This window comes from Paraburkholderia nemoris, from assembly GCF_905221015.1.
Taxonomy (GTDB): Bacteria; Pseudomonadota; Gammaproteobacteria; order Burkholderiales; family Burkholderiaceae; genus Paraburkholderia; species Paraburkholderia nemoris.
Genome location: NZ_CAJNBO010000011.1, coordinates 237,078 through 257,749 on the forward strand (window position 1 = coordinate 237,078; position 20,672 = coordinate 257,749).

Sequence of the window (20,672 nt, forward strand, 5' to 3'; positions counted from 1 at the left end):
GGACGTCATTCATTGGCTCCGTTGTCCGTCGCTTGCGCGGCAGAACGTGTCGATGATCGCGGTGTACGCGGCGGGTGCTTCGATATAGCCGGCGTGCCCGGCGCGCGGCACAACCTGCAGTTTGGTGCCGGCGGCCAGAGCAAGTCGCTCGCAGGTTTCGGGGGGCGTAATGGTGTCTTCTGCGCCGACCGCGACGCTGATGCGGCCTTTGTGGCGTGAGAGGTCGCTGGCGAGATCGGCATTGGCGAGTAGATGTGTCGCTTGCGCATAGCCGTGCGGGATCACACGTGACATGTTCCAGCGCACCCATGCGCGGGCTTCGTCGCTCGCGTGGGTGGACAACATATTGGTGCTGCGTTTTTCGGCGAGACCTTGCGGGCCGAGTTCTTTCAGCATGGCCAGACGTTGATCGCGTTTTGTTTCACGCACTTTCGCCGCGGAAGCGCCGTAACCGCCAGCCGGCGACAACAACAGAAAACCGGCCACTCGCTGCGGATTCGCCACGGCAAACGCACCCGCGATGATCGCGCCAAGCGAATGACCCAGCAGCACACAGCGTTCAATGCCGAGCGCGTCGAGCCATTGCTTCAATACAGTTGCGTAATCGCTTGCTGCGGGCGAATCGGCCTCTACGGGTGTTGATGCACCATAACCCGGCGCATCCCACGCCAGCACACGGCGCTTGTCACCCAGCATTTCAAACTGCTGCACCCATGAAGCCGCGCCCGACCCGATACCGTGAAGCAGCACCAAAGGCAGCGCTTCACTTTCGGCGCTATCCGCGTCGCGATAGCTCACCGCGCGTTGCGATGCCAGCCAGATCTGCTGCGCGGGAAAGCGTGCAAGGCGCGCTTCGAGCGTAGCGTTCTGATCGACGGTAGCGGACGGGACTGCGGACATGATTTCCTTCGTGGGTGTTTTCAAAACGAACTTGAGGGCTTAGCGCTTGAGCTTGGCCAACGGCGAATCCGGCGGATACGTCGGCGTAATCGGCTTGGCTGCACCAAGCATCACGCACATCAACGCATCTTCTTCACCGATATTCACTTCCGTGCGATACACGCCCGGCGGCACCGAAATCAGATCGCGTTCGCCGAGCACCGCTTCCCACGTTTCGCCGTCTTTCTCGCAGATCACTTTCATCTTGCCGCGCAGCACGAAGAAGATTTCTTCGACATCCATATGAATATGGCTGGGACCGATGTTGCCAGCCGGGATCACCATCGTCGAAAACGTGAAGCCGCCTGCGGGCACCGTGTTCATGTCCTTCGCGACGCCCGTCCCGCCCGTGCCGACATAGCGCATTTGCGCGCGGCGATATTTCGGGTCGTAGTCGGCCTGGAATTTCAGCGCGTCCCAGTCGTAACGACGCGTTTCCAGGCGCGCGACGCGGCTGTCCAACCATTGTGCAAAGCTCGCGTCCGCGGGTTGTTCCCACGATTTGCGTTCGACTTCGGCATCCGCCATCTCTTTCTCCTTTCGATTTGACAAGATCAATTCATCACGAAGCCGCCGTTGACCGGCAGCAACTGGCCAGTCACGAAGCGCGCGGCATCGGACAACAGGAACAGCACGGGCCCAGTGACGTCGTCGGGCACTTGTGCGCGCGTGAGCGCGCGGCCTTGCAGGTAGTACTGGTGACGTTCGGCAGGTACGTAGGCGGTGGCCTCGACTTCGGTGAGGCCCGGGGCGATCGCGTTGACGGTCACTTGATGTGCGCCGAATTCGCGCGCCAGCGAGCGGGTCATCGAAATCACCGCGCCCTTGCTCGCGACATACGCGAGCAACTTCGGCGCGCCCCACATCGCTGTGTCCGACGCGATGTTGACGATGCTGCCGCGGCCCGAATCACGCAGATATGGCAATGCGGCGATGCTCATCAGCCACGTGCCGCGCACGTTGACGTTCATCACGGCGTCCCACGTGTCGACCGACAACTCATCGGCGAACTTGCCGCCCGAGTTGGTGATCGCCGCGTTGTTGATCAGCGCGTCCAGCCCGCCGAGTTGCGCCGCGGCCCGATCGGCAAACTGCTTGATGCTGGCGGGGTCGGCGAGATCGAGCGGCAAATACGTCACTGCATGGCCTTGCTCGACCAGCGACGCCGCGAGCGCCCGGCCTTCGTCATGCAACACGTCGCCGAACACGACTTGCGCACCGGCTTGCACCAGCGAGCGAACAAACGCCGCGCCGAGGCCGCGCGCGCCGCCCGTCACGAGGACGCGTCTGCCCTGGAGTGCAGCCAATGCCTGGGACGCTTCGTTATGCATGGCTGTGACCTGCTGCTTCGGTCTGCGCAGTGCTGGCCTGAGCGGCTTGAGCGTGATACGCGTCCAGCTCAGCGAAATGCTGCTGCGCGCGCTGACGGAACATGCGGCGCACACGCGTCATACCGACGTCGTGCTGATAGAGGAATTCGTGCTCGCGTGCATTCGGCGCCATGCTTTCGAGAACATAGCGGTCCTGTTCCAGCACGGCCCAGTGCAGACCTTCCAGACGGTTGCGATACATGAAGCGCCATGCGTCGCGCTGCCAGCCCGACACCTTGCGCGTGCGCCAGAAGTAAACCTGGCAATTGTTTTCGTCGACCGGCGTAGCAAAGCCGATGATCCCGAAGTTGCCGCCCGGGCCGAACTTCTTCTTGTACGGAATCGCGAGGCGCATCCACAGCGCGCCGGTTTCGCCGAGCTCGACCCAGTCGAAGTTCACGTCGCGCTGGCCGACCTTTTCGAACATCAGACCGGTTTCGGTCTTGCGCACGCGCATGTCGGCCTGCTTGTCGCCTTCGGCCATCGAGTGCGAGGTCGCGTGCAAATACGCGCCGTGCATCGGGTCCATCACGTTGTCGATCGCATACTGGTAATTGCACTTCCAGTTCGACATGCACAGGAAGTTCGCGTACTCGTCGCCCACCAGTTCTTCAGGCAGCACGAGCGGCGTGGGTTCCTTATGGGCGTCGTCGCCGAACCACAGGAAGATCGCGCCGGCATGCTCTTCGACCGGATACGACTTCACGCACTTCTGGCCTTCCAGCGGGCAGTTCGAGACAGCCGGCACCTTCGTGACCGTGCCGCCGCCGTCGATTTCAATGCCGTGATACCAGCACGCCACGCTGCCGCCGAGGTTCCAGCCGAGCGACAAGCGCGCGCCGCGGTGCGGACAACGGTCTTCGAGCGCGCGGACTTTGCCTTCCTTGTCGCGCCACAGCACGATCTGATCGCCGAGGCGCGTCACGCCGACCGGCGCGTCACCAACCTGCCAGCTCGGTGCAACGGGATACCAGTAATTACGCAGGCCTCGGTTCAGATAAGACTGAATCGGGTCGGCCGCGCCTTGAGTCGTTGTATTGGGGGGCGTCATGAAGAGACTCCGGATGCGAAAGCGAAGAGACGTGTGCGGGAGAGCGCGCTTATTCAGCGAGCAGGCGGAATTCGGCGGCAAGACGATCGGCGTTCCACGCATTGCCTTCCGGAGTACGGAAGCCCACACGATTCAAACCGTCGACGACTTCCTGCAGCTCATTCGCGCCGGCTTCGAAAACCTTTTCCAGCGCATCGCCGAAGTCGTTCTCGTACTGGGTCGGCTCAGCCTTGCGCGTTTGCCAGATGAAGTTTTCGGTCTCACCCGGCTTTTCGATCACGCCCTTGCCGGCAACGTTGTTCGGCTGCGGCGCGAGCCACGGCTTCAGGAAGGGATTGAAGCTCACGATGTGTTCTGACATGTCATTCCACCTTGATCTGGATTTCTTCGCCGGCGAGACGTACCGAGTACATCTTCAGGTCGCGGCCACCCGGCTCTTTCAGGCATTTGCCGGTCGGGATATGGAACACGGCTTCGTGCAGCGGGCATTCGACAGTGTCGCCGTCGACAAAGCCCTGCGTCAGCAGCGCGTACGCATGGGGGCAGACGTTTTCCAGCGCGTACAGCGCATCGCCCACCTTGTAGATGCCGATTTCGGTGCCGTCGAGTTTGAACTCGAGCGGCGCGTCTTCGGACAGGTCGCCGGCATGGCCGGCGCAGCGCCATTGTTCAGTCATTTCTCGCCTTCTCCTGAAGCCCTATGTTCCATATAAGGAACATCAGTTCGTGTATGGATAATTATAGGAGTGGCTTTGGCTCGAGAAAATAAAAATCTGGGCTGGTAGGGGAAAACACCGACTGTGGCATTCGCAGCACAGCTTTGCGTGAACTGACGTGAACGGCGGTTTCCGCTTGAAAGCCTTTCTAGGCTTGGGTTTTCCAATAATTTTCAGACAAATACCGCGACCCTAATGCGGGTTTGTACGGGGTCCGAAAATTTATTTTGACCACTTCTAGACTCACTATACTATTCCATAGGCGATACAGTCGCCCATAGGTGGAACATAAAGCGGAGCAGTTTTGGCGCATAAACCCGAAGCTGTATTCAACCCAAAGCAAAGATCAGGGACGACGAAATTGGCGCGAGCTATCCGTCGTGTGATCAGGAGAACCAACGGTGAAGCACATCATTGCGGCGGCCGGCTTGACGGCAATCTGCGCAACGACCGGCGCCTGGGCGCAAAGCAGCGTGACGCTATACGGCAGCCTGGATGCCGGTATTGCGTACATCAGCAACGCGGGTGGCCATTCGAAGTGGATCGAGGAGCAGGGCAACATGCAGCCGGACCGCTGGGGCCTGAAGGGCGTCGAGGATCTGGGCGGTGGTCTTAAGACGGTTTTCCAGCTGGAAAACGGCTTCTATACGAACACGGGGGCATTCGCCAAAGCGGGCACGCTGTTCAATCGCCAGGCTTTTGTCGGATTGAGTTCTGACCAGTTCGGCACAGTGACGCTCGGCCATCAGACGCCGTTCAGCTTCGACGTGCTGGGTCCGCTGAGCACGGCCTATCAGGCTGCGAGCTGGTATGCGTTCCACCCGGGCAACATCGACGAACTCGCCGACACCGGCGTGGTGCCGTTCGACAACTCGGTGAAGTTCCGCTCGGCGAGCTTCGCCGGTTTCTCGGTCGGCGCGATGATGGGTCTCGGCAACACGACCAACTTCTCGACCGGCAAGACACTGAGCTTTGCGCTTAGCTATGCGAACGGTCCGTTCAAGGCAGGCGCGACCTATGCGAATGAGCACGACCGTACGCCGTCGATCGTGACAACGGGCATCACCAGCTTCCAGGGTGTGGCGGCGGCAAACTACACGGCAGCCAAGGTCGAGAACATGGGCGCGGGCGCGTCATACCAGTTCGGCAAGCTACTGGTGCACGGTTTGTACACGCGTGTGAAGCTGGAATCGTCCGGCCATTCGGACACGTATCAGAGCTACGACGTGGGCGCGAATTATCAGTTCACGCCGTTCAACAGCGTCGCCGGCGGCGCCGCGACCACGACGATGGCCGGCCATCGCTGGACGCAGTTCGAGATCGGCGACATCTACGCGCTATCGAAATCGACTCAGTTGTATGTGAATGCGCTGTATGAGCGCGCGGGCTCGAATACGGACGCCGCGTTCTTTACGGCGGGTGTGTCGAGCGGCCGGAACCAGACGATTTTCCTGACAGGTATCCACCACTCGTTCTGACGTCAGTGACGCCGACGATGACAGCGGTGTAAGGCAAACGGCCCGGGTGCGAAAGCAGCCGGGCCGTTTGACATGAGCAGAAGCGCCAAGAAAATCAGAATCAGTTCGCCGCAACCGATCTGCGACGCGCTTGAGCGGCGGTCGGATCATCTGGCCGCGGACGATAGCTGAGCCGCTCGGACAATTCGAGCGCCGCCTGGCAAACCGCGATGATGAGCGGTTCGCGTTCTTCCGCTTCGCCGATATCGGAACGGGGAATGGTGACGGTCAACGCCGCCGTGATCTTGCCGCTTTGGTCGCGCACCGGCGCGCTCACTACTGAAATGCCACGTTCAAAAGACGCTTCGCTCAACGCGTAGCCGAGCGCCGCGCTTTCGCGCACTCTTCCATACAGTTCTTCGACGGTCGCCGGCGTGCGTTCGGTGAATCGCTCGAGTTGCGGCTCCGGATACAACTGACGCAATTCTTCGAAACTCAAATCGCCCATCAGCACCTGGCCATGCACCGTGGCATGCGCGGGCAAGCGCGTGCCGACGTGCACCTTAACCGAACTGAACATTGGCTCATGGGTTTGCGCTTTGGCGACGAACACCACGTCGCGCTGGTCGCGGATCAGCAGATGCGTGCTGAGGCCGGTCGCGTCGCGCAAACGCTCGAGAATCGGCGTGCCAACGTCGGTCAGTTCGAGCGAGCTCAGATATTCGAAACCGAGTCGCAGCACCGCGACGCTCAAACGGAAATAGCGGTCGCCGTTCACGCGCTCGAGAAAGCCTAAAGCTTCGAGCGTTTGCAGCAGACGAAATGTGGTGGTGCGCGGAATGCCGATGCGCTTCGACAATTCGGGCGCGCCTAGAATCGGCTCGCGCGCGCTGAATTCGGCGAGGATGCGCAGCCCGCGCTCCAGCCCCGGCACGAGATAAGTCGATCCGCCGGTGCTCTCTTCATCAGTGGAATCGGGGGAATCGGCGCCGTCCGCCAGGGACCGCACCGCCTCGTCTCGCGGAGTTGAAACTGTCGCGCCGCGTGGCCTCGCGTGCTTGCGTCCCGCTCCTGTCTGCTCTTCTTTTGCCATCTTGGCTGCCGTCTTTGCCGTTGTCTCTGCTGTTCATCGGATACAGATCAACATGATAGCGCGAAGCACACGGCGGTCATTTTCGTTTCGCGCGGTGCTATGCTTTGATGCGGTCCATCGCGCGAGGTTTCACTGCCGCGCATTGGCTCGCGCCAGGCGTCCGGAGGCCACGTCCATGTCCGATTCCGTACAGATCCAGGTTGCCGACTCACATCTTTATCCGGGCTGCGCAGTGCAGATCGCGCACCTGCCCGAGCCGGCCCGCGCGGCGGCGGCGATAGTCGAATTCGCAGACGGCTCCGGCGCGCATGCCACCTGCCATCGGCGGACATTCGATGAACTCGAATTGACCGTTGACCGTTACGCTACACAGCGGCGTCATCCCGTGGACGCCAGACATTGGCTTCTGTTCGCCATCGACTCGACGCACAACAGTTGGCGCGTGAAGCGACGATTACCCTAACCGTCACTGCGCCACCCCGTGCAGCTTGGCAATCACTGCATCGGAGATCTGCTGCGCGGTCTTCTCGATCGTCTTCTTTTCGTCACCGCTCGCCATCACGAACTTCGCCGCGATCACGTACGGATTGAGTTTGATCACCGCGCCTGGCTTTCCCTTGCTGTCGGCTTCTTCGACGGACTGATAGAGCGGCGGCAAATCGGCCGTCGCGAGGCTGTCGCACGACACCGCCACTTGAATATTGTTCTGACCCGCACCAAAACCGACCATAGCGCGTCTTAGACGATTGCCGTCGTCGACGCTCAGAAACACGCCTCGCACTTGCCAACCCGTTGCGGGTAACGGCTGGCCGGGCGCAATACGGCGCGCGTCGACTCCGCCTTTTTTCAGGTCCGCAGTCAGCGCATCGCCCATCTCGTTCACGATGTCCTTGGCGTGGTCCTGCGGATTCTTGTCCTTGCCCATCGGTCCTGGACCGCTCGGCAGCAGACCGCGCAGGCGGCGCACACGTTGCCCCGGTCCGCTGTCAGGCGTCACGTTGGCCACGTCGAGATCGAAGTCGGACACATAGACGATCGGCGCGGGCGCGGCGAAGGGGGCGCTGTCCGCGGCTGCACTGAGCGTCGATATCGCGCCGAGGCATCCCGCCACCATCGTGAGTTGCAGCAATCGACGCAGCATGGCTCGCCTCCGCGAATGTCTTTCCGACGCGGCTATCGTACAGCCGTGCGCGCTGGGCGTAAGTTTTTTTCGTGCCCGATCGTCGTACCTTTTCGCCTTGCATAACACGCGTTGCGACATAGACTGATAAAGCGTTACTTCGCAATTTGTACGGAACTGCCATGCGCCTGACCATCCTCATCAACGGTTCCGATCCCACCGTCAGCCACGACTACGCTGTGTTATGGCTCGACACCGACGAACATCGGTGGTCGAGGGAAGCGCATCAAGGGATCGATCTGCCCCCGTGGGGCGAGTTACACGACGACAATGGCGTGACGACCCTCTGTGCGCCGAGCACGGATGCGCCCCTGTGCACGCTGCGCGGATTGCACGTGGATCGCAAACAACGTGTGAGCGCGGCGCAAGGTGCCGCAGCGTGGACAGCCTTGCCGACGCGCGCGCCGGCCAGCGGCTTCTGGCGCTTGCAAGCCGTCGATCGCCAGAATGTGCACGCCGAACACAGTGTTTTCGGCAATTAGGTTTCGGCGCTTTTTTTCGTCGGTCGAAATTTCCACTCATCCAAAACGCGCCGCCTGCGTGCGTGGTGGGTGAGTTTGTGTGCGCGTTCGACCGTCGGCCCATATTTCCGCGCTCCGCATTCCGTGCGCTTAAGTCCGTCTTAAGTTTGCGTGCGTAGAGTTTGAATTCCACGCATTAGGGTCGCTGCAAAGCGGCCCGTTTTTTTGGTGCAGCGGTTTTTGCCGTGCCTGTTCCGCTTCTTCCGCTCGTAGCGGCTTTCATCGCTACGGACACTGCGCAAAGCCACTTCCTTCCCTCGTTTTCTTCTGCGTTCAACGTCGCTCGACACAGGCTCGCGACGCTATACTTGCGCCCCCGATCCCTCAACTGATCCACACATGAAGAAGTGGTTTGCCTGTCTGTTGTTCGCCGTTGCCGCTCACGCGAGTGCGGCTCCTTCCTGCACCCAGTTCACCCCGAATGCGCAATGGCCGGTTCTGACCAATCAGAAGATGGCACCGAAAACGCGCATGCTTTGCTATAGCGATTTCGCGGTGCTGCATTCGGGTATCACGCATGGTCCTTTGTGGTCCGCGGAGCATCTGACGCGCGACCATATCGAAGCCGCTAAAGACATGGTACGCACCAACAAGTTCTTCGAAGACGCGCGTTTGCCCGACGGTGAAGGCGCGACGCTCGCGGACTATAAACGCAGCGGCTTCGATCGCGGTCACATGAGTCCCGCAGGCAATCGCTGGAATCAGGAAGCGATGGCACAATCGTTTTCGCTGGCGAACGTCGTGCCGCAAAATCGCGAGAACAATCAGCGCTTGTGGGCGCGTATCGAAACGTCGGTGCGTAAGATCGCCATGTCGTACAACGATACGTATGTCGTCACCGGGCCGATTTTCAGCGGCCAGCAATTGCAAACCATCGGACCGACGCGCGTCTTCGTGCCGACGCAATTGTTCAAGGTGGTCTATGTGCCGTCCCGGCAGATGGCGTTCGCGGTAATGGTAGACAACGTCTCGACCAACCGCTATGACATCAGGACGATTCACGAACTCGAGACAGCATCGGGTATCCGTTTTCCGGGCATTCCGGAGAGCCGGCAAAGATCAGCGACCGGGAGGACTAAAAGGTGTTTAAACCCTATTCGAACGATGACGACGTGCTCAACATCCAGGGCGATGCACTCACCGTCAGCAACGGCACCACACGCGTAGTGCTGAACGGAACGCTGGAGTTGACGCAAGACCAGCGCGGGCTGAAGGCAGCACTAGCGCTGAAGGAAGCGATCGATGCGGTAGTGGCCGCGCTGCAGGCGCAGACCAATCTGCCGGCGAAGGTGAAGGACGAGCCGGATGCGAAGCCAGGTGTCGTGCAGAATCCGTTCAACTAGCGACGTAAGGCGCCGGCCGTCAAAGCATTTCCCTTTTTACCTGCGCGCCGCCTGGCCTTATCTGTTGTCACGCAAATCGATCAATGCCTGGCGGACGCGCGCAACAACTTCTAACCACCCCACGCCTCTTTCCCGGAATAGACGAGCAGACGGATACCACGGGCTGTCGTCACGACCGAAGTGCCATCTCCAGTCGCCATACATAGGCAACATCAACCAAACGGGCATACCCATCGCACCCGCCAGGTGAGCTGCTGACGTATCCACGCTAATCAGCAGATCCAACGCCTCCAGCTCCTTTGCCGTATCGCCAAAGGAACGAAGACGAGGGCCCAGATCATGAAGATGATTCAAGCGCGCTGCGTATTCGGCCGCCTCCGCTTCGCCCTGGCCCTTTTGCATGACGTAAAACTCGATCCCCTCCAGTTCGAACAGCGGGTCGAGGCAGCCGAGCGACGGCAGTGATCTGGCGCCGTCGTTCTCGTGTGTCGGCGCCCCTTTGAACACCACGCCGACTTTCAATGCCCGCCGGCTGCATGGCTCGACCGTCGGCGCACTGCTGCCAGTCACCCGCAGGTACGGCACCACTTCCGGTAAATGATCAATGTCGAGCACGGCCCACGCGGGAATTGCATGGGGATAGACCCAATAGTCGTGAGGCGGCAATAACTGCGCCTCCTCAACGGCGTAGATGGCAGCGGCCTCTCCCGAGGCCTTGAACAGTTCCACGAGCGGTGCCTGGCACACCACCGTGACATGCGACGCCCCGTAATGCTCGCGAAGCGTCCGTGCAAACCGGAAAAAGAAAATTTCGTCGCCGAGACCGAATTCGCTCCAGATAACAATCGATTTGCCCCGAAGCGGTTCGCCGCGCCAGTCCGCGTAAGCCGGCGGCTGAGCCGTTGTTCGGCGTGACCACTCCACGCCGGCAAGCAACGCTTCGCGTTGCCGGAAACCCTCGTTCAGCTTACCCAGCGCAACGAGTCCCAAGGCACTGAAGAGCCGAGGTAGATATTCGTTCGGAAGCCGCCGAACACAAGCGGTCCACAATGCTTCGAGTTCATGACTGTGGTCCCGGCGCAGCACCGCCAAACTCACGCGATAGTAGGTTTCGAACCGGTAAGGGTAAAGTCTTAGCGCCTCGCGGCAATTTTGTGCGAGCATTGATTCGTCTTCCGCCTTGTCGATGACATCGAGCACGTCGGACAGTTGCGGAACATGGCGTTTGCGCAGCACGATTTCTATCGCGCACCGCTGACCTTTGTCCTGCGGCTCGTCGAGCGGGTCGCGTCGATTGTGTTCGTACTCACGGATCAGGCAGGTCCGTTCGCACGACGCTATCGGCGATGCATCGATCACCAGATCCAGCACGTTTACCGAATCTTGCGTTGCCGCGGCCGGCTCGTAGATCGTGAAGCCATGCTTATGATCGGCATCGAAGCCGGTCGACGGCACGCCGCCTTCGCCCCGCTTCCCATCCGGTACAGTCAGAATCAAATAGCCGCCAGGTTTGACTAGTTCAAGCCATCTGGCGATAACCTGGCGGGGATTCGCGAAGCGCCCAAGGCAGTGCGAGTGAACGAAATCGAAGACGTCGGCCGGCGCGCCATCCATATGGACCGGGTCACGCTGCTCAATATCCCAGCCGACCAGTTGCTGGATAGCAGGAAAATTAGACGCAAAGTCTTTCTGGATATCTGCACCTGTACCGATGTCCAGCCCAATACCGGAGAAATAGCGGTACAAAAATTCAGGATCGTTTGCACGCCGCAGCGCGGATTGACGTGTGTCGTTCATCTGGTTTTTTGCACAAGTTTGATTCGAAGCCTGGTCGCGGCAACGGCAGACAACCGACTTCGGTCATCGGGAAAGGTAGATGATAATCGCCAGTTAGCGAGACGCATCACAATATAAGACGCGCCTCGTATGCACGCCAGCTTCCGAATCAAAGCGGACACAGGCTTCCGCTGCGAACGCGCCTTAACGGCCTCAGGCTGATTCAGGACCCCGATATGTATCCGCCGTTACGTTTTGTCACCAGAGCACCGTCAACTGCTGTCTTCCCACCAACGTTAAACCGGCAGCGCTGAAACATTTCAGCCGCGACACAAAGAACAACCGGTTTAACCAGGAGTTACATCATGAAGACGCTTTTCGCTGCTCTCGCTTCCGCTCTCGTCGTGTCGACCGCATTCGCACAAACCGCAGCACCCGCGGCCGCACAACCTGCGCAAACGCAACCTGCCGGCCAAGCGAATCTGAAGGCGAGCACCGCCGCGCAAACGGGCGCCACAGATGAAGGCACCGCCACGACCAAAGCGCCGACGAAGGCCGCGACGAAGGCGCATGTGAAGAAGGCTTCCGCCAGCCACACGGCAAAGACTCATAAGGCCACCAAGAAGACCGCAGTAGATACGAGCGCAAGCAAGACAAAGACGGAGAGCGCGAAAGAGGCCAGCAATGCCCCGGCAAAAACCGACGGCGCAAAGACCGACACGACGAAAACGCAATAACACGTGATCGGTATTCGGCATGCACCGGCCAGGCATCTGTAATTAATCGAAGCCGAACTCTGCCGTTCAGGGAGGGCGAGTCTCACGACTCGCCTTTTTTTATGGGCGCGTCGCATGGGCCTGGTTGAAGCTCACTCCAAGTCAAATTGCCAGCACGGCCCCTGATGCAATTCGAGCAACTCGTCTAGTCCCCGTGATTTTTTCAGCGGACACCTCAATTTTTGCACTGCGTTTACCCGTAGACGTCTAATCTCGAACTGTCTTGATCAACCATGGCGTCAACGAACGCCGCATCAAATGGCACTCACGCAATCAATCGACAACTTCGAAACGCAGCCGCTTAGCGCGCCGCCGGTCCAGCGCAACAATGTCATCCCCTTCCCCGCGGCTCGCGCCCGCTTGCAGATCACCCTGCCTCATCCTCCGCACGATCTTCCTGGCATCCAGCTCCGCACACTGCTTCATTCGCCGCTCGGCGTGTATGTGGTCAGCACGGAGGCCGTACGCGAAGAAGTGCGCGTGCAACTCGACATTGCGCTCGGCGACCTGGATTTCACCTTGCATACGCTGATCTCGACACTCCCTGCAGCACTCATCGGACCATTGAAGCGCCGCCATGCCGTCGCAAAGGCGCGCTAATCATGTTCTCAGGAATCTGGTTGCCCATCGTCACCCCGTTTCGCAATGGTGAAGTCGACGTCGACGCGTTGCAGCGCCTCGCGGACTATTACCTGCGCACGGAGATCAGCGGATTTGTCGCCTTGAGCACGACGGGCGAAGCCGCTTTGTTACAGGAATCCGAACGCCTCACCGTCTTGCAGGCGCTGACCGATGTGATCGGCTCGCGTCTGCCGATGCTGATCGGCGTTGGCGGCGCCAATACGCGCGACGTCCTTCACGATATTCAGCGCTATGAGCGCTGGGACTGCGCGGGCTATCTGGTGTCTCCACCGTCGTACGTATGTCCGGATCAAGCCGGCGTGCAATGGCATTTCGAACAGGCCGCGCTCGCCACCGAACGCCCTATCGTTTTGTACGACGTACCGCATCGCACCGGTGTGGCGATCGCGCCTGAAACGGTTGCGCGTTTGGTCGAATACAGCAACATCGTCGCAATCAAGGAATGCGTGAAGGACCATTTCAGCAAGCTGCGCGGCCTACCGATCAGCGTGCTATGCGGCACCGATGAAGCATTGGACGACTGTCTGCATAGCGGCGGCACCGGTGGCATTCTGGCGAGCGCACATGTTTGCGCAGACCTGCTGGTTGCCGTACAGGAATTGATCCGCACCGACCGCGATCCGGACGAGCGCAATCTGTTCGCCAGTTTGCTGCCGGTATTGCGTCTGCTGTTCGCCGCACCCAATCCGTCCGCGATCAAGGCGATGCTGGCATTCGATCATTCAATGACCGACGAAACGCGCATGCCGATCACGCGCGCGTCGGCACAACTCGTCGAGCGTCTCGGCACCGCGCGCGACAGGTTGCAAGATCTGCGTGCCGAGTTTGCCGGAGCGATGAGCTAAAGCGCTGGAGCAACAACAAGAGGGCCCGAGGAGGAATGCGCCACGAATGAGTTCATCATTCGTGGCGCAAACTTGCGTCCAGGCGTTGCATCCGCAGCACGACGCGCTGCGCGTAACCGCGGCCGCCGCCGCTGTAGCGAACCAGCGCGGCGTCGAGATCGCCGCCGCTTTGATCGAGGTAGCCACGCAAAATGGTCGAGCCGATGCGTACGTTGATTGCCGGATCGGACAAATCGGTTGTGCCCGCAATCAATTGCGGATGCGCAGCGGGCAAGACCTGCATCAATCCTCGCGCGCCTGCGATGCTGACCGCGTGACGATCGAAACTCGACTCGACCGACATCACAGCAAGCAGCAATACCGGCGAGATGGCTTGACGCTCGGCTTCGATCAACACCGCGCGAGCGATCTTCATGGATTCCAATGGCGCAACGCGAAACTTCGCGCGCAGCATGGCGGTGATATCGCTGAGCGCCGGCAAGCCGGCGTCAGGCGCTGCGTCGCTCGCGACAGTTGGAGCGGCTAACGGCAATGGCAATGGCAACGCCGACTGCGCGTCGGCGGCGTGCGATGCCGCGGCGAACGAGAAGACGATCGCCGCGAACATCACCTTCAGGCCGGCTTTGCGGCGAAGGTTTCGTTGTACCTGGACACCATCCAGAGCGCTATTTCCGTGCATAGGTTCGCTTCCTGACCGGGGTACATCGACCTTACCGGGCTTGGTGTAGCGAATCGCCAAAGAAATAGGGGTGCGCCGTAAAATGCTTATAAAGATGCAGCGACGTGTCAGTGGACGTATAGGGGATGCAAGGTCGCGCTTTGCGCGTAGATCGAGGCGATCAGTTCGCGGCCGGATTCAGATCAGCCAGCGCCCTGAGCTTTTGCACGTCGGTGATTTCGATTTCCGCATAGCCGAGCTTCAACGCACCCTGCGTTTCGAACTGCTTGAGCACCTGATTGATCGTCTGCCGCGACAGGGCCAGCATCATCGCGAGGTCCTCCTGCGGTACTTTGAGTACGCGCCTCAATGCGCCGGGTTCGCCGTAGCCGCCTGCCATCAACAATAGGCGGCGCGCCACGCGCGGTGCGGCGGGCAGCAAGGCGGCTTCTTCAATGGCGTCGAAAGCGAGGCGCAGCTTTTGCGTCAACAGCAAACCGAAGACATGCCAATACTCGGGCGTGCGTTCGAGCAACGCGGCAAGCGCGGCGCGCGACACATGAAACAGCTCGGAATCGCGTTCGGCATACGCATCATGGGTTCGCGGGCGGTTGTCGAACAGCGCGATCTCGCCGAACCAGTTGACCGGTTCGATGACCGCGAGCAACGCCTCTTTGCCGGCCGAGCTGGCCGCGCCGATTCTCACGAGACCGTCGAGCACGCAATAGAGGCCGTCGTCGGAATCGCCGCGCGTGAAGAGCCGTTGACCGGCCGCGAGGCGCTCGACACGCCCCGCTTCGATCAGCTGCGCCCGCATGGCAGCGGGCGCCGAGCGAAACCACGCGCTGCGTTCAAGCAGCGCGGCAAGCTCATTGGATGAAAAACTCGCAGTCATAGAACGGTATCCGTGCCCGATTGTCGGCTACCCGATGGTTTCAAATTCCGCTGCCCGCGATTATGCTGGCTTTGATTGAGGAGCGGCATCCATGAGAACGCTGACGCAACAGCTTACGCAATACGCGGCCTACCATCGTGACCGGCGCAATATCGCCACGCATTTCATCGGCATTCCGATGATCGTGCTCGCGCTGGCAGTGTTGTTGAGCCGGCCTGCTTTCAGCTTCGGCGCGCTGCCATTTACGTTGTCGCCCGCGTGGGTGTTGTTCGCCGTAGCCACCGTCTATTACCTCGTGCTCGACGTGCCGCTCGGCGTGATGATGGCAGTCGTATCGGTGTTGTGCGTCGCGTGCGGGGAGTGGCTCGCCGCGCAAACTACCCTCACCTGGCTCGCCTCCGGCATCGGACTCTTCGTAGTCGGCTGGGTGTTCCAGTTCATCGGCCACGTCGCCTACGAACATCGCAAGCCGGCATTTGTCGACGATGTGATCGGTCTGCTGATCGGGCCGTTATTCGTCCTTGCTGAAGCGTTGTTCGGTGTTGGCTGGCGGCCGGCGCTGCGCGAAACGATCGAGGCACAGGTCGGCGCAACGCGTATCAATGCGGCGCAAACCGAATGAGCCGCACGCTATGCAAAGCCGTCAGCGCAACCGCCATCCAGATCGGAACATAGGTGGCTAACTGTGTGGCGCTGAGCGTCTCGCCGAGCAGCGTGATCGAGACAAACACGAGCAACACCGGTTCGACATAGCCAAGAATGCCGAACAAGGCGACCGGCAATAAACGGCTCGCCTTCAGATACGAAGCCAGCGCAATGGTGCTGAGCGCGCCGAGTCCCGGCAACAATAAGCACCACATGTCGATACGGCCGCCGATCATCGTCAGCGAACCGCCGATGATGATGAACAGCGCCGCCGCGGGCAACAGCAGCGCCATTTCGACCGTGAACATGGCGAGCGAATCCTGGTTGATTTTGCGGCGCAGCACGAAATACGGTGGATAGCCGAGCGCGACGAGCAACGTGGGCCACGAAAAGGCGCCCGTCATCCACAGTTCATGCACGACACCCAACGCGGCGCAGATAACAGCGAGCCACTGCAGACCGTCGAGGCTCTCGCGATAGTAGAAACGGCCAACCAACACCATCACCAACGGCAGCAGAAAATAGCCGAGCGAGACTTCGAGCATGCGCCCATGCAGCGGCGCCCATAGAAAAACCCACAGCTGCGCGCCTAGCAACGCCGCGCTGACAACCATCGCCGCGCCGAGCGTCGGCTCCGTCACCATGCGGTAAAGAAGTTGCCGGAGAATCGGCAGGCGTTTGCGCAACACGATCAGCAATAGCGCCCCCGGGACAGTCCACACAATACGCCACGCGAAAATGTCGAGACCGCTCAACGGCGCAAGCAGCTTGGCGTAAGCGGACAGTAAAGCAAACATCGCCGCCGCGCCGACCGACAACGCGATACCGCGCTTTGGGTCATACTGGTTCATTGCGCGGCCCGTGGCGCAATCGCTTTGAGATGCAGTGCAGGTGCGAGAACGGATACAGGTGCAGGTGTGTGCGGCGCAGCATATGGCTGTGCGCCTCGAGTTGTTGTCATTGGAAGTAAAGTCTCTCAAGCAAGCAGTACGGCGGGTAGTGCGTATCAAGCGCTACGTTTTTATCTTCGATATGCGATGCAAGCCGGCATTCTAGACGGGTTCCCGAACAACGTGCCCGTTCGTTCTTTGCAGCCAATAGCAATTTTTCCCGTGCGCATCGCGCGCCGATGCACTAGAACATAACTTCACGCGCGCCAGGCGAATCCGCAGTTGCAACGCCGGCAGCTTGCAGCGCAGTTGCGCAAGCGCGAATCTTGCTACGAAGTCTAGCGGCACCGTTTGCAACGTCATCTGAGACACCTTGGATATCCGTCGCAAGCGTCATTTTCAACTGTCATCACAGCATCAATGAGCCGGGCCGGCAAAGGCAGTCCACACGGACCGAGCCCGCCCTTCTTTCCCGCGGCATACCGCAACTGCGCGCAACTGCAAGCAACTGCGCTCCGTTGCACCTGCCGCCGCCCGGCCAGCAATCCCGCTCATCGAATGTGACTACTGGAGCCAGCATGACCCAGCCAGCCCTATCGCACGACGCATCGCCCGACCTGCTCCGCGCCACGTTTGCCGCCGAGGTTCGCGCCGGACTCACCCACACGCCGCAAAAAGAGTTGCCGTCGAAGTATCTGTATGACGAAGTGGGTTCTGCGCTGTTTGAAGTGATCACCGTACTGCCCGAATACGGAGTGACACGCGCCGAGGAACGCTTGCTCGCGAAGCACGCAGCGGACATCGTCGCGCATCTGCCGCACGACGTGACCGTCGCTGAGCTGGGCAGCGGCAGCGGTCGCAAAACGCGGCGCATTCTTGAAGCGCTGTGTAAAAAGCGCCCTACTTCTTACTTCCCGATTGAAATTTCGCGCAGCGCGTTGCAGTTGTGCAGGCGCGAACTTGGCGACATCGAGCGGATTTCGATCGTCGGTTACGAACGCGATTACCTCGCCGGGCTCGCCGAGGTGAGCCAGGACCGCGCGGCGGACGAGCGCTTACTCGTGCTGTTTCTTGGCAGCACGATCGGCAATTTCGGCCGGCTCGCAGCGACGCGTTTTCTGCGCGATATCCGCAACATGCTGGCGCCCGGCGACGCGTTGCTGCTCGGCACGGATCTGATCAAGCCGGTACCGGTGCTGGTGGCCGCCTACGACGATTCGGTCGGCGTGACCGCGTCGTTCAATCTGAATCTGCTGGCGCGTATCAATCGGGAGCTCGACGGCGATTTTCCGCTCGATGCGTTCGAACACGTTGCGCGCTTCAATCCGGACGCGCGCAGCATCGAGATGCATTTGCGTGCGAAGCGCGATGTCACCGCGCATGTGGGCGCCGCGCAATTGACGGTCTCGCTCAAGGCAGGCGAAACAATCTGGACCGAGAGCAGCCACAAATATCGCGCGGACGAGGTGCCCGCGATCGCCGACGATGCCGGCTTCGTGTGCAGCCATCAATGGATCGAAGACGGATGGGGGTTCGCTGAGAGTTTGCTGGTGGCGCGCTAGGCGCAAAGCGTTATCGGCTGACTGATCGGACAAACAGGACGCGCAAACGGCAAGGCGGCGCGCTATCGGGATGATGGCGCGCCGCCTTTTTTTGCGTGAAGCTCACTGACGTGCTCAGTGCTGCTCGAACCGTTCGAAACGCTTTTCGGTCGCGCGCTCTTCGCCGCTCACTTCGGTGACGCGCGCCGCCGGCGGCCCGTGACGCAGCCACGACAGCATCCGGTCGACCTGGTTGGCCGAGCCCTGCAACATGGCTTCGACGGAACCGTCGTCGAGATTCGCCACCCATCCCTTGATACCGAGCGCGTGGGCCTGCCGCACAGTGGCGTGGCGAAAACCCACGCCCTGCACGGTGCCGCGCACCCGTACGTAATATGTTTCGATCCGCTGGTCCAGATCCGGGGCCATGCCGTCCTCTCTTCACATTCTTTCAAGCCGGCATTCTAGACGCGTCGCGGCAACATTGCTCGGTGGTCTCTCCAAGTTCTCCTGCGCGCCTCGGTCCCCCGGCACGACACGTGGCCCGCGCGACACGTACAATCCGTCGACTGTCACGCAGGGAATCAAACAGAATGACCGAACAGAATCGCGATCTCGTGCTCGTGACCGGCGCATCCGGCTTCGTCGGCTCGTCGGTGGCGCGCATCGCGCAACAGAAGGGCTTCAAGGTGCGCGTGCTGGTGCGCGCCACCAGTCCGCGTAAAAACGTCGAGGCGCTGGATGCGGAAATCGTCGTGGGCGATATGCGCGACGAAGCGTCGATGCGCAACGCGCTGCGCGGCGTGCGCTATCTGCTGCACGTCGCCGCCGACTATCGCCTGTGGGCGCCGGACCCGAGCGAAATCGAGCGCTCGAATCTCGAAGGCACCGAGGCGACCATGCGCGCGGCGCTGAAGGAAGGCGTCGAACGCATCGTCTACACGAGCAGCGTGGCCACGTTGAAAGTCACCAGTTCCGGCCAGTCCGCCGATGAAACCTCGCCGCTCAAGGCCGACCAGGCAATCGGCGTGTACAAGCGCAGCAAGGTGCTGGCCGAACGCGCGGTGGAGCGCATGATCGCCGAAGACGGCCTGCCGGCCGTGATCGTCAATCCGTCCACGCCGATCGGTCCGCGCGACGTCAAGCCGACGCCGACCGGGCGCATCATCGTCGAAGCGGCGCTCGGCAAGATTCCCGCGTTCGTCGACACGGGGCTGAACCTCGTGCACGTGGACGACGTGGCCGCCGGTCATTTTCTCGCGCTCGAACGCGGCAAGATCGGCGAGCGCTACATTCTCGGCGGCGAAAATCTGCCGCTACAGCAGATGCTCGCGGATATCGCCGCGCTAACCGGCCGCAAGGCGCCGACGCTGAGTTTGCCGCGCTGGCCGCTTTATCCGCTCGCCGCGGGCGCGGAAGCCGTCGCCAAGATCACGAAACGTGAACCGTTCCTCACCGTCGACGGTCTGAAGATGTCGAAGAACAAGATGTACTTCAGCTCGGCGAAGGCGGAACGCGAGCTCGGCTATCGCGCGCGGCCCTATCGCGAAGGCTTGAGCGATGCGATCGAATGGTTCAGGCAAGCCGGGTATTTGAAGGCTTGATAAAAGTGCTGACGCAGGTCGCGCCGATCTGGTGCGGCCTGCACGCACTTTGTTACAACGTCACTGTGTTTGCGACAGGTAAAAGCCTACGCGCAGCAGTTAAAATCGTGGGTCTTACCAGAGAAAGCTCGCATGAATCTTCACGAACAGCTCGGCGCGCTGGAAATGGGCGTCGATCAGCTCATCCAGGCTGTCGTGGCCCCGCAGGCCGAAAACATCCCCGAGACACCCGCACACACTGCAAACGGCGCAGAGGTGGCAGCGCAGGAAACGCCGGCGCCGAATCACGCCTCATCGGAATCAAAAACGCAAACTGTTGCGTCTGAGGCAACGACGGCGGAAATCGCAGCAGATGCCGCGGAGTCGGGCAAAGAGCCGGCCGCCCAGGTGCAGCCCACGCTCGAAATCAACCGCCCCGCGCAAAACGAAATCACCATGACGATCGGCGGCCAGACGGTCGCGCTGCGTGCCGAGCAGATCGGGCAGCTGATCGAGGAGTTGTCGAACGCGCGCGCCTCGATGACGCCGGAACCGCCGCCGGGCATTCCGCCGGGCTGGCGCTTCGTCTCGACGAAGAATCCCGTCATGGCCGTGCAGAAACAGTCGAATGGCGACCGCCTGCTGGTCATGCGCCACACCGGTCACGGCTGGGTGCCGTTCACGTTCTCGCCCGACATGGTGATCCAGATGTACATGATGCTCACCAAGGGCTGAAACAAAGGTCGATATA

At 60.7% G+C, this 20,672-nt stretch carries 24 protein-coding genes and 1 pseudogene; 12 read left to right on the forward strand and 13 right to left on the reverse strand.

Annotated elements, in window-relative coordinates; translation table 11 throughout:
* Window positions 1–9 precede the first annotated feature (9 nt).
* From KHO33_RS19115 to KHO33_RS19140, 6 genes are read right to left on the reverse strand one after another with little or no spacing between them, the layout of a single operon-like run.
* Window positions 10–900: an alpha/beta fold hydrolase gene (locus KHO33_RS19115; protein WP_200561114.1), complete on the reverse strand. Its 891-nt coding sequence runs from the start codon at window positions 898–900 to the stop codon at window positions 10–12.
* A 39-nt stretch (window positions 901–939) separates the two neighbouring features.
* Complete coding sequence (locus tag KHO33_RS19120) at window positions 940–1,467, reverse strand: cupin domain-containing protein (protein WP_054034130.1); 528 nt, start codon at window positions 1,465–1,467, stop codon at window positions 940–942.
* Window positions 1,468–1,493: 26 nt separating this feature from the next.
* Window positions 1,494–2,270, reverse strand: a complete 777-nt coding sequence (locus KHO33_RS19125; RefSeq protein WP_200561116.1) for an SDR family oxidoreductase — start codon at window positions 2,268–2,270, stop codon at window positions 1,494–1,496.
* A complete protein-coding gene (locus tag KHO33_RS19130) occupies window positions 2,263–3,360 on the reverse strand; it encodes an aromatic ring-hydroxylating dioxygenase subunit alpha (RefSeq protein ID WP_200561118.1) in 1,098 nt (365 codons plus the stop codon). The genes KHO33_RS19125 and KHO33_RS19130 overlap by 8 nt, the downstream gene beginning before the upstream one ends.
* 49 nt (window positions 3,361–3,409) lie before the next feature.
* The gene (locus tag KHO33_RS19135; RefSeq protein WP_200561120.1) at window positions 3,410–3,721 is read right to left on the reverse strand and encodes a recombinase-like helix-turn-helix domain-containing protein; all 312 of its coding nucleotides are present in this window, start codon (window positions 3,719–3,721) and stop codon (window positions 3,410–3,412) included.
* 1 nt (window position 3,722) lies between these two features.
* A complete protein-coding gene (locus KHO33_RS19140) occupies window positions 3,723–4,037 on the reverse strand; it encodes a non-heme iron oxygenase ferredoxin subunit (RefSeq protein ID WP_020068683.1) in 315 nt (104 codons plus the stop codon).
* 440 nt (window positions 4,038–4,477) lie between these two features.
* On the opposite strand from KHO33_RS19140, the gene KHO33_RS19145 reads away from it, so the two are divergent.
* Complete coding sequence (locus tag KHO33_RS19145) at window positions 4,478–5,554, forward strand: porin (RefSeq protein WP_200561122.1); 1,077 nt, start codon at window positions 4,478–4,480, stop codon at window positions 5,552–5,554.
* A 100-nt stretch (window positions 5,555–5,654) separates the two neighbouring features.
* Here KHO33_RS19145 and KHO33_RS19150 read toward each other — a convergent pair whose 3' ends face one another.
* Window positions 5,655–6,626 carry an IclR family transcriptional regulator gene (locus KHO33_RS19150; protein WP_200561124.1) on the reverse strand — a complete coding sequence of 324 codons (972 nt, stop codon included), beginning with the start codon at window positions 6,624–6,626 and terminating at the stop codon, window positions 5,655–5,657.
* A gap of 175 nt (window positions 6,627–6,801) precedes the next feature.
* Here KHO33_RS19150 and KHO33_RS19155 point away from each other — a divergent pair, with 175 nt between their 5' ends.
* Window positions 6,802–7,089 carry a hypothetical protein gene (locus KHO33_RS19155; RefSeq protein ID WP_054034140.1) on the forward strand — a complete coding sequence of 96 codons (288 nt, stop codon included), beginning with the start codon at window positions 6,802–6,804 and terminating at the stop codon, window positions 7,087–7,089.
* A gap of 3 nt (window positions 7,090–7,092) precedes the next feature.
* Here the strand turns inward: KHO33_RS19155 and KHO33_RS19160 are convergent, their stop codons facing one another.
* Window positions 7,093–7,767: a DUF4410 domain-containing protein gene (locus tag KHO33_RS19160; RefSeq protein WP_054034142.1), complete on the reverse strand. Its 675-nt coding sequence runs from the start codon at window positions 7,765–7,767 to the stop codon at window positions 7,093–7,095.
* 161 nt (window positions 7,768–7,928) lie between these two features.
* Between KHO33_RS19160 and KHO33_RS19165 the strand changes: the two genes are divergently transcribed.
* The 3 genes and pseudogenes from KHO33_RS19165 to KHO33_RS19175 all read left to right on the forward strand — a co-directional run bounded on the left by KHO33_RS19165 (window position 7,929) and on the right by KHO33_RS19175 (window position 9,670).
* Window positions 7,929–8,288 (forward strand): DUF3564 domain-containing protein, encoded by a 360-nt coding sequence (locus KHO33_RS19165; protein ID WP_054034144.1) that lies wholly within the window; start codon window positions 7,929–7,931, stop codon window positions 8,286–8,288.
* Between the two features lie 378 nt (window positions 8,289–8,666).
* A pseudogene (locus KHO33_RS19170) lies at window positions 8,667–9,417 on the forward strand (DNA/RNA non-specific endonuclease).
* Window positions 9,410–9,670 (forward strand): hypothetical protein, encoded by a 261-nt coding sequence (locus tag KHO33_RS19175; protein ID WP_200561128.1) that lies wholly within the window; start codon window positions 9,410–9,412, stop codon window positions 9,668–9,670. Before KHO33_RS19170 ends, KHO33_RS19175 begins: the two are co-directional and overlap by 8 nt.
* A 57-nt stretch (window positions 9,671–9,727) precedes the next feature.
* On the opposite strand, the gene KHO33_RS19180 is transcribed toward KHO33_RS19175, so the two are convergent.
* Window positions 9,728–11,467 carry a methyltransferase domain-containing protein gene (locus tag KHO33_RS19180; protein ID WP_200561129.1) on the reverse strand — a complete coding sequence of 580 codons (1,740 nt, stop codon included), beginning with the start codon at window positions 11,465–11,467 and terminating at the stop codon, window positions 9,728–9,730.
* 344 nt (window positions 11,468–11,811) lie between these two features.
* Here KHO33_RS19180 and KHO33_RS19185 point away from each other — a divergent pair, with 344 nt between their 5' ends.
* From KHO33_RS19185 to KHO33_RS19195, 3 genes are all read left to right on the forward strand, one after another.
* Window positions 11,812–12,183 carry a hypothetical protein gene (locus KHO33_RS19185; RefSeq protein ID WP_054034149.1) on the forward strand — a complete coding sequence of 124 codons (372 nt, stop codon included), beginning with the start codon at window positions 11,812–11,814 and terminating at the stop codon, window positions 12,181–12,183.
* A 297-nt stretch (window positions 12,184–12,480) separates the two neighbouring features.
* Window positions 12,481–12,822: a hypothetical protein gene (locus tag KHO33_RS19190; RefSeq protein WP_200561131.1), complete on the forward strand. Its 342-nt coding sequence runs from the start codon at window positions 12,481–12,483 to the stop codon at window positions 12,820–12,822.
* 2 nt (window positions 12,823–12,824) lie between these two features.
* Window positions 12,825–13,709, forward strand: coding sequence for a 4-hydroxy-tetrahydrodipicolinate synthase family protein (locus KHO33_RS19195; RefSeq protein ID WP_054034153.1), 885 nt, complete (start codon window positions 12,825–12,827; stop codon window positions 13,707–13,709).
* A 55-nt stretch (window positions 13,710–13,764) separates the two neighbouring features.
* Here the strand turns inward: KHO33_RS19195 and KHO33_RS19200 are convergent, their stop codons facing one another.
* Entirely contained in the window at window positions 13,765–14,388 is a 624-nt protein-coding gene (locus KHO33_RS19200; RefSeq protein WP_054034155.1) for a lytic transglycosylase domain-containing protein, read from the reverse strand.
* Window positions 14,389–14,548: 160 nt separating this feature from the next.
* Window positions 14,549–15,262 (reverse strand): Crp/Fnr family transcriptional regulator, encoded by a 714-nt coding sequence (locus KHO33_RS19205; protein ID WP_200561133.1) that lies wholly within the window; start codon window positions 15,260–15,262, stop codon window positions 14,549–14,551.
* Window positions 15,263–15,353: 91 nt separating this feature from the next.
* Here KHO33_RS19205 and KHO33_RS19210 point away from each other — a divergent pair, with 91 nt between their 5' ends.
* Window positions 15,354–15,884 carry an Mpo1 family 2-hydroxy fatty acid dioxygenase gene (locus KHO33_RS19210; protein WP_200561135.1) on the forward strand — a complete coding sequence of 177 codons (531 nt, stop codon included), beginning with the start codon at window positions 15,354–15,356 and terminating at the stop codon, window positions 15,882–15,884.
* Here the strand turns inward: KHO33_RS19210 and rarD are convergent.
* Complete coding sequence (rarD, locus tag KHO33_RS19215) at window positions 15,862–16,758, reverse strand: EamA family transporter RarD (RefSeq protein ID WP_200561137.1); 897 nt, start codon at window positions 16,756–16,758, stop codon at window positions 15,862–15,864. The two genes, KHO33_RS19210 and rarD, sit on opposite strands and share 23 nt — an antisense overlap.
* 617 nt (window positions 16,759–17,375) lie before the next feature.
* Here rarD and egtD point away from each other — a divergent pair.
* Window positions 17,376–18,359 carry an L-histidine N(alpha)-methyltransferase gene (gene egtD / locus KHO33_RS19220; RefSeq protein WP_200561139.1) on the forward strand — a complete coding sequence of 328 codons (984 nt, stop codon included), beginning with the start codon at window positions 17,376–17,378 and terminating at the stop codon, window positions 18,357–18,359.
* 114 nt (window positions 18,360–18,473) lie between these two features.
* Here egtD and KHO33_RS19225 read toward each other — a convergent pair whose 3' ends face one another.
* Window positions 18,474–18,767 carry an acylphosphatase gene (locus KHO33_RS19225; RefSeq protein WP_054034168.1) on the reverse strand — a complete coding sequence of 98 codons (294 nt, stop codon included), beginning with the start codon at window positions 18,765–18,767 and terminating at the stop codon, window positions 18,474–18,476.
* A gap of 164 nt (window positions 18,768–18,931) precedes the next feature.
* Between KHO33_RS19225 and hpnA the strand changes: the two genes are divergently transcribed.
* Both hpnA and KHO33_RS19235 read left to right on the forward strand, forming a co-directional pair.
* Window positions 18,932–19,942, forward strand: a complete 1,011-nt coding sequence (gene hpnA, locus KHO33_RS19230; protein ID WP_200561141.1) for a hopanoid-associated sugar epimerase — start codon at window positions 18,932–18,934, stop codon at window positions 19,940–19,942.
* 132 nt (window positions 19,943–20,074) lie between these two features.
* Window positions 20,075–20,656, forward strand: coding sequence for a hypothetical protein (locus KHO33_RS19235; protein ID WP_200561143.1), 582 nt, complete (start codon window positions 20,075–20,077; stop codon window positions 20,654–20,656).
* Window positions 20,657–20,672: the final 16 nt, after the last annotated feature.

Bases quoted from the DNA above. Each gene is read 5' to 3' on its own strand.
- KHO33_RS19115 (WP_200561114.1), bottom strand. From the start codon at position 900: ATGTCCGCAGTCCCGTCCGCTACCGTCGATCAGAACGCTACGCTCGAA.
- KHO33_RS19120 (WP_054034130.1), bottom strand. From the start codon at position 1,467: ATGGCGGATGCCGAAGTCGAACGCAAATCGTGGGAACAACCCGCGGAC.
- KHO33_RS19125 (WP_200561116.1), bottom strand. From the start codon at position 2,270: ATGCATAACGAAGCGTCCCAGGCATTGGCTGCACTCCAGGGCAGACGC.
- KHO33_RS19130 (WP_200561118.1), bottom strand. From the start codon at position 3,360: ATGACGCCCCCCAATACAACGACTCAAGGCGCGGCCGACCCGATTCAG.
- KHO33_RS19135 (WP_200561120.1), bottom strand. From the start codon at position 3,721: ATGTCAGAACACATCGTGAGCTTCAATCCCTTCCTGAAGCCGTGGCTC.
- KHO33_RS19140 (WP_020068683.1), bottom strand. From the start codon at position 4,037: ATGACTGAACAATGGCGCTGCGCCGGCCATGCCGGCGACCTGTCCGAA.
- KHO33_RS19150 (WP_200561124.1), bottom strand. From the start codon at position 6,626: ATGGCAAAAGAAGAGCAGACAGGAGCGGGACGCAAGCACGCGAGGCCA.
- KHO33_RS19155 (WP_054034140.1), top strand. From the start codon at position 6,802: ATGTCCGATTCCGTACAGATCCAGGTTGCCGACTCACATCTTTATCCG.
- KHO33_RS19160 (WP_054034142.1), bottom strand. From the start codon at position 7,767: ATGCTGCGTCGATTGCTGCAACTCACGATGGTGGCGGGATGCCTCGGC.
- KHO33_RS19165 (WP_054034144.1), top strand. From the start codon at position 7,929: ATGCGCCTGACCATCCTCATCAACGGTTCCGATCCCACCGTCAGCCAC.
- KHO33_RS19180 (WP_200561129.1), bottom strand. From the start codon at position 11,467: ATGAACGACACACGTCAATCCGCGCTGCGGCGTGCAAACGATCCTGAA.
- KHO33_RS19185 (WP_054034149.1), top strand. From the start codon at position 11,812: ATGAAGACGCTTTTCGCTGCTCTCGCTTCCGCTCTCGTCGTGTCGACC.
- KHO33_RS19190 (WP_200561131.1), top strand. From the start codon at position 12,481: ATGGCACTCACGCAATCAATCGACAACTTCGAAACGCAGCCGCTTAGC.
- KHO33_RS19195 (WP_054034153.1), top strand. From the start codon at position 12,825: ATGTTCTCAGGAATCTGGTTGCCCATCGTCACCCCGTTTCGCAATGGT.
- KHO33_RS19200 (WP_054034155.1), bottom strand. From the start codon at position 14,388: ATGCACGGAAATAGCGCTCTGGATGGTGTCCAGGTACAACGAAACCTT.
- KHO33_RS19205 (WP_200561133.1), bottom strand. From the start codon at position 15,262: ATGACTGCGAGTTTTTCATCCAATGAGCTTGCCGCGCTGCTTGAACGC.
- KHO33_RS19210 (WP_200561135.1), top strand. From the start codon at position 15,354: ATGAGAACGCTGACGCAACAGCTTACGCAATACGCGGCCTACCATCGT.
- rarD (WP_200561137.1), bottom strand. From the start codon at position 16,758: ATGAACCAGTATGACCCAAAGCGCGGTATCGCGTTGTCGGTCGGCGCG.
- egtD (WP_200561139.1), top strand. From the start codon at position 17,376: ATGACCCAGCCAGCCCTATCGCACGACGCATCGCCCGACCTGCTCCGC.
- KHO33_RS19225 (WP_054034168.1), bottom strand. From the start codon at position 18,767: ATGGCCCCGGATCTGGACCAGCGGATCGAAACATATTACGTACGGGTG.
- hpnA (WP_200561141.1), top strand. From the start codon at position 18,932: ATGACCGAACAGAATCGCGATCTCGTGCTCGTGACCGGCGCATCCGGC.
- KHO33_RS19235 (WP_200561143.1), top strand. From the start codon at position 20,075: ATGAATCTTCACGAACAGCTCGGCGCGCTGGAAATGGGCGTCGATCAG.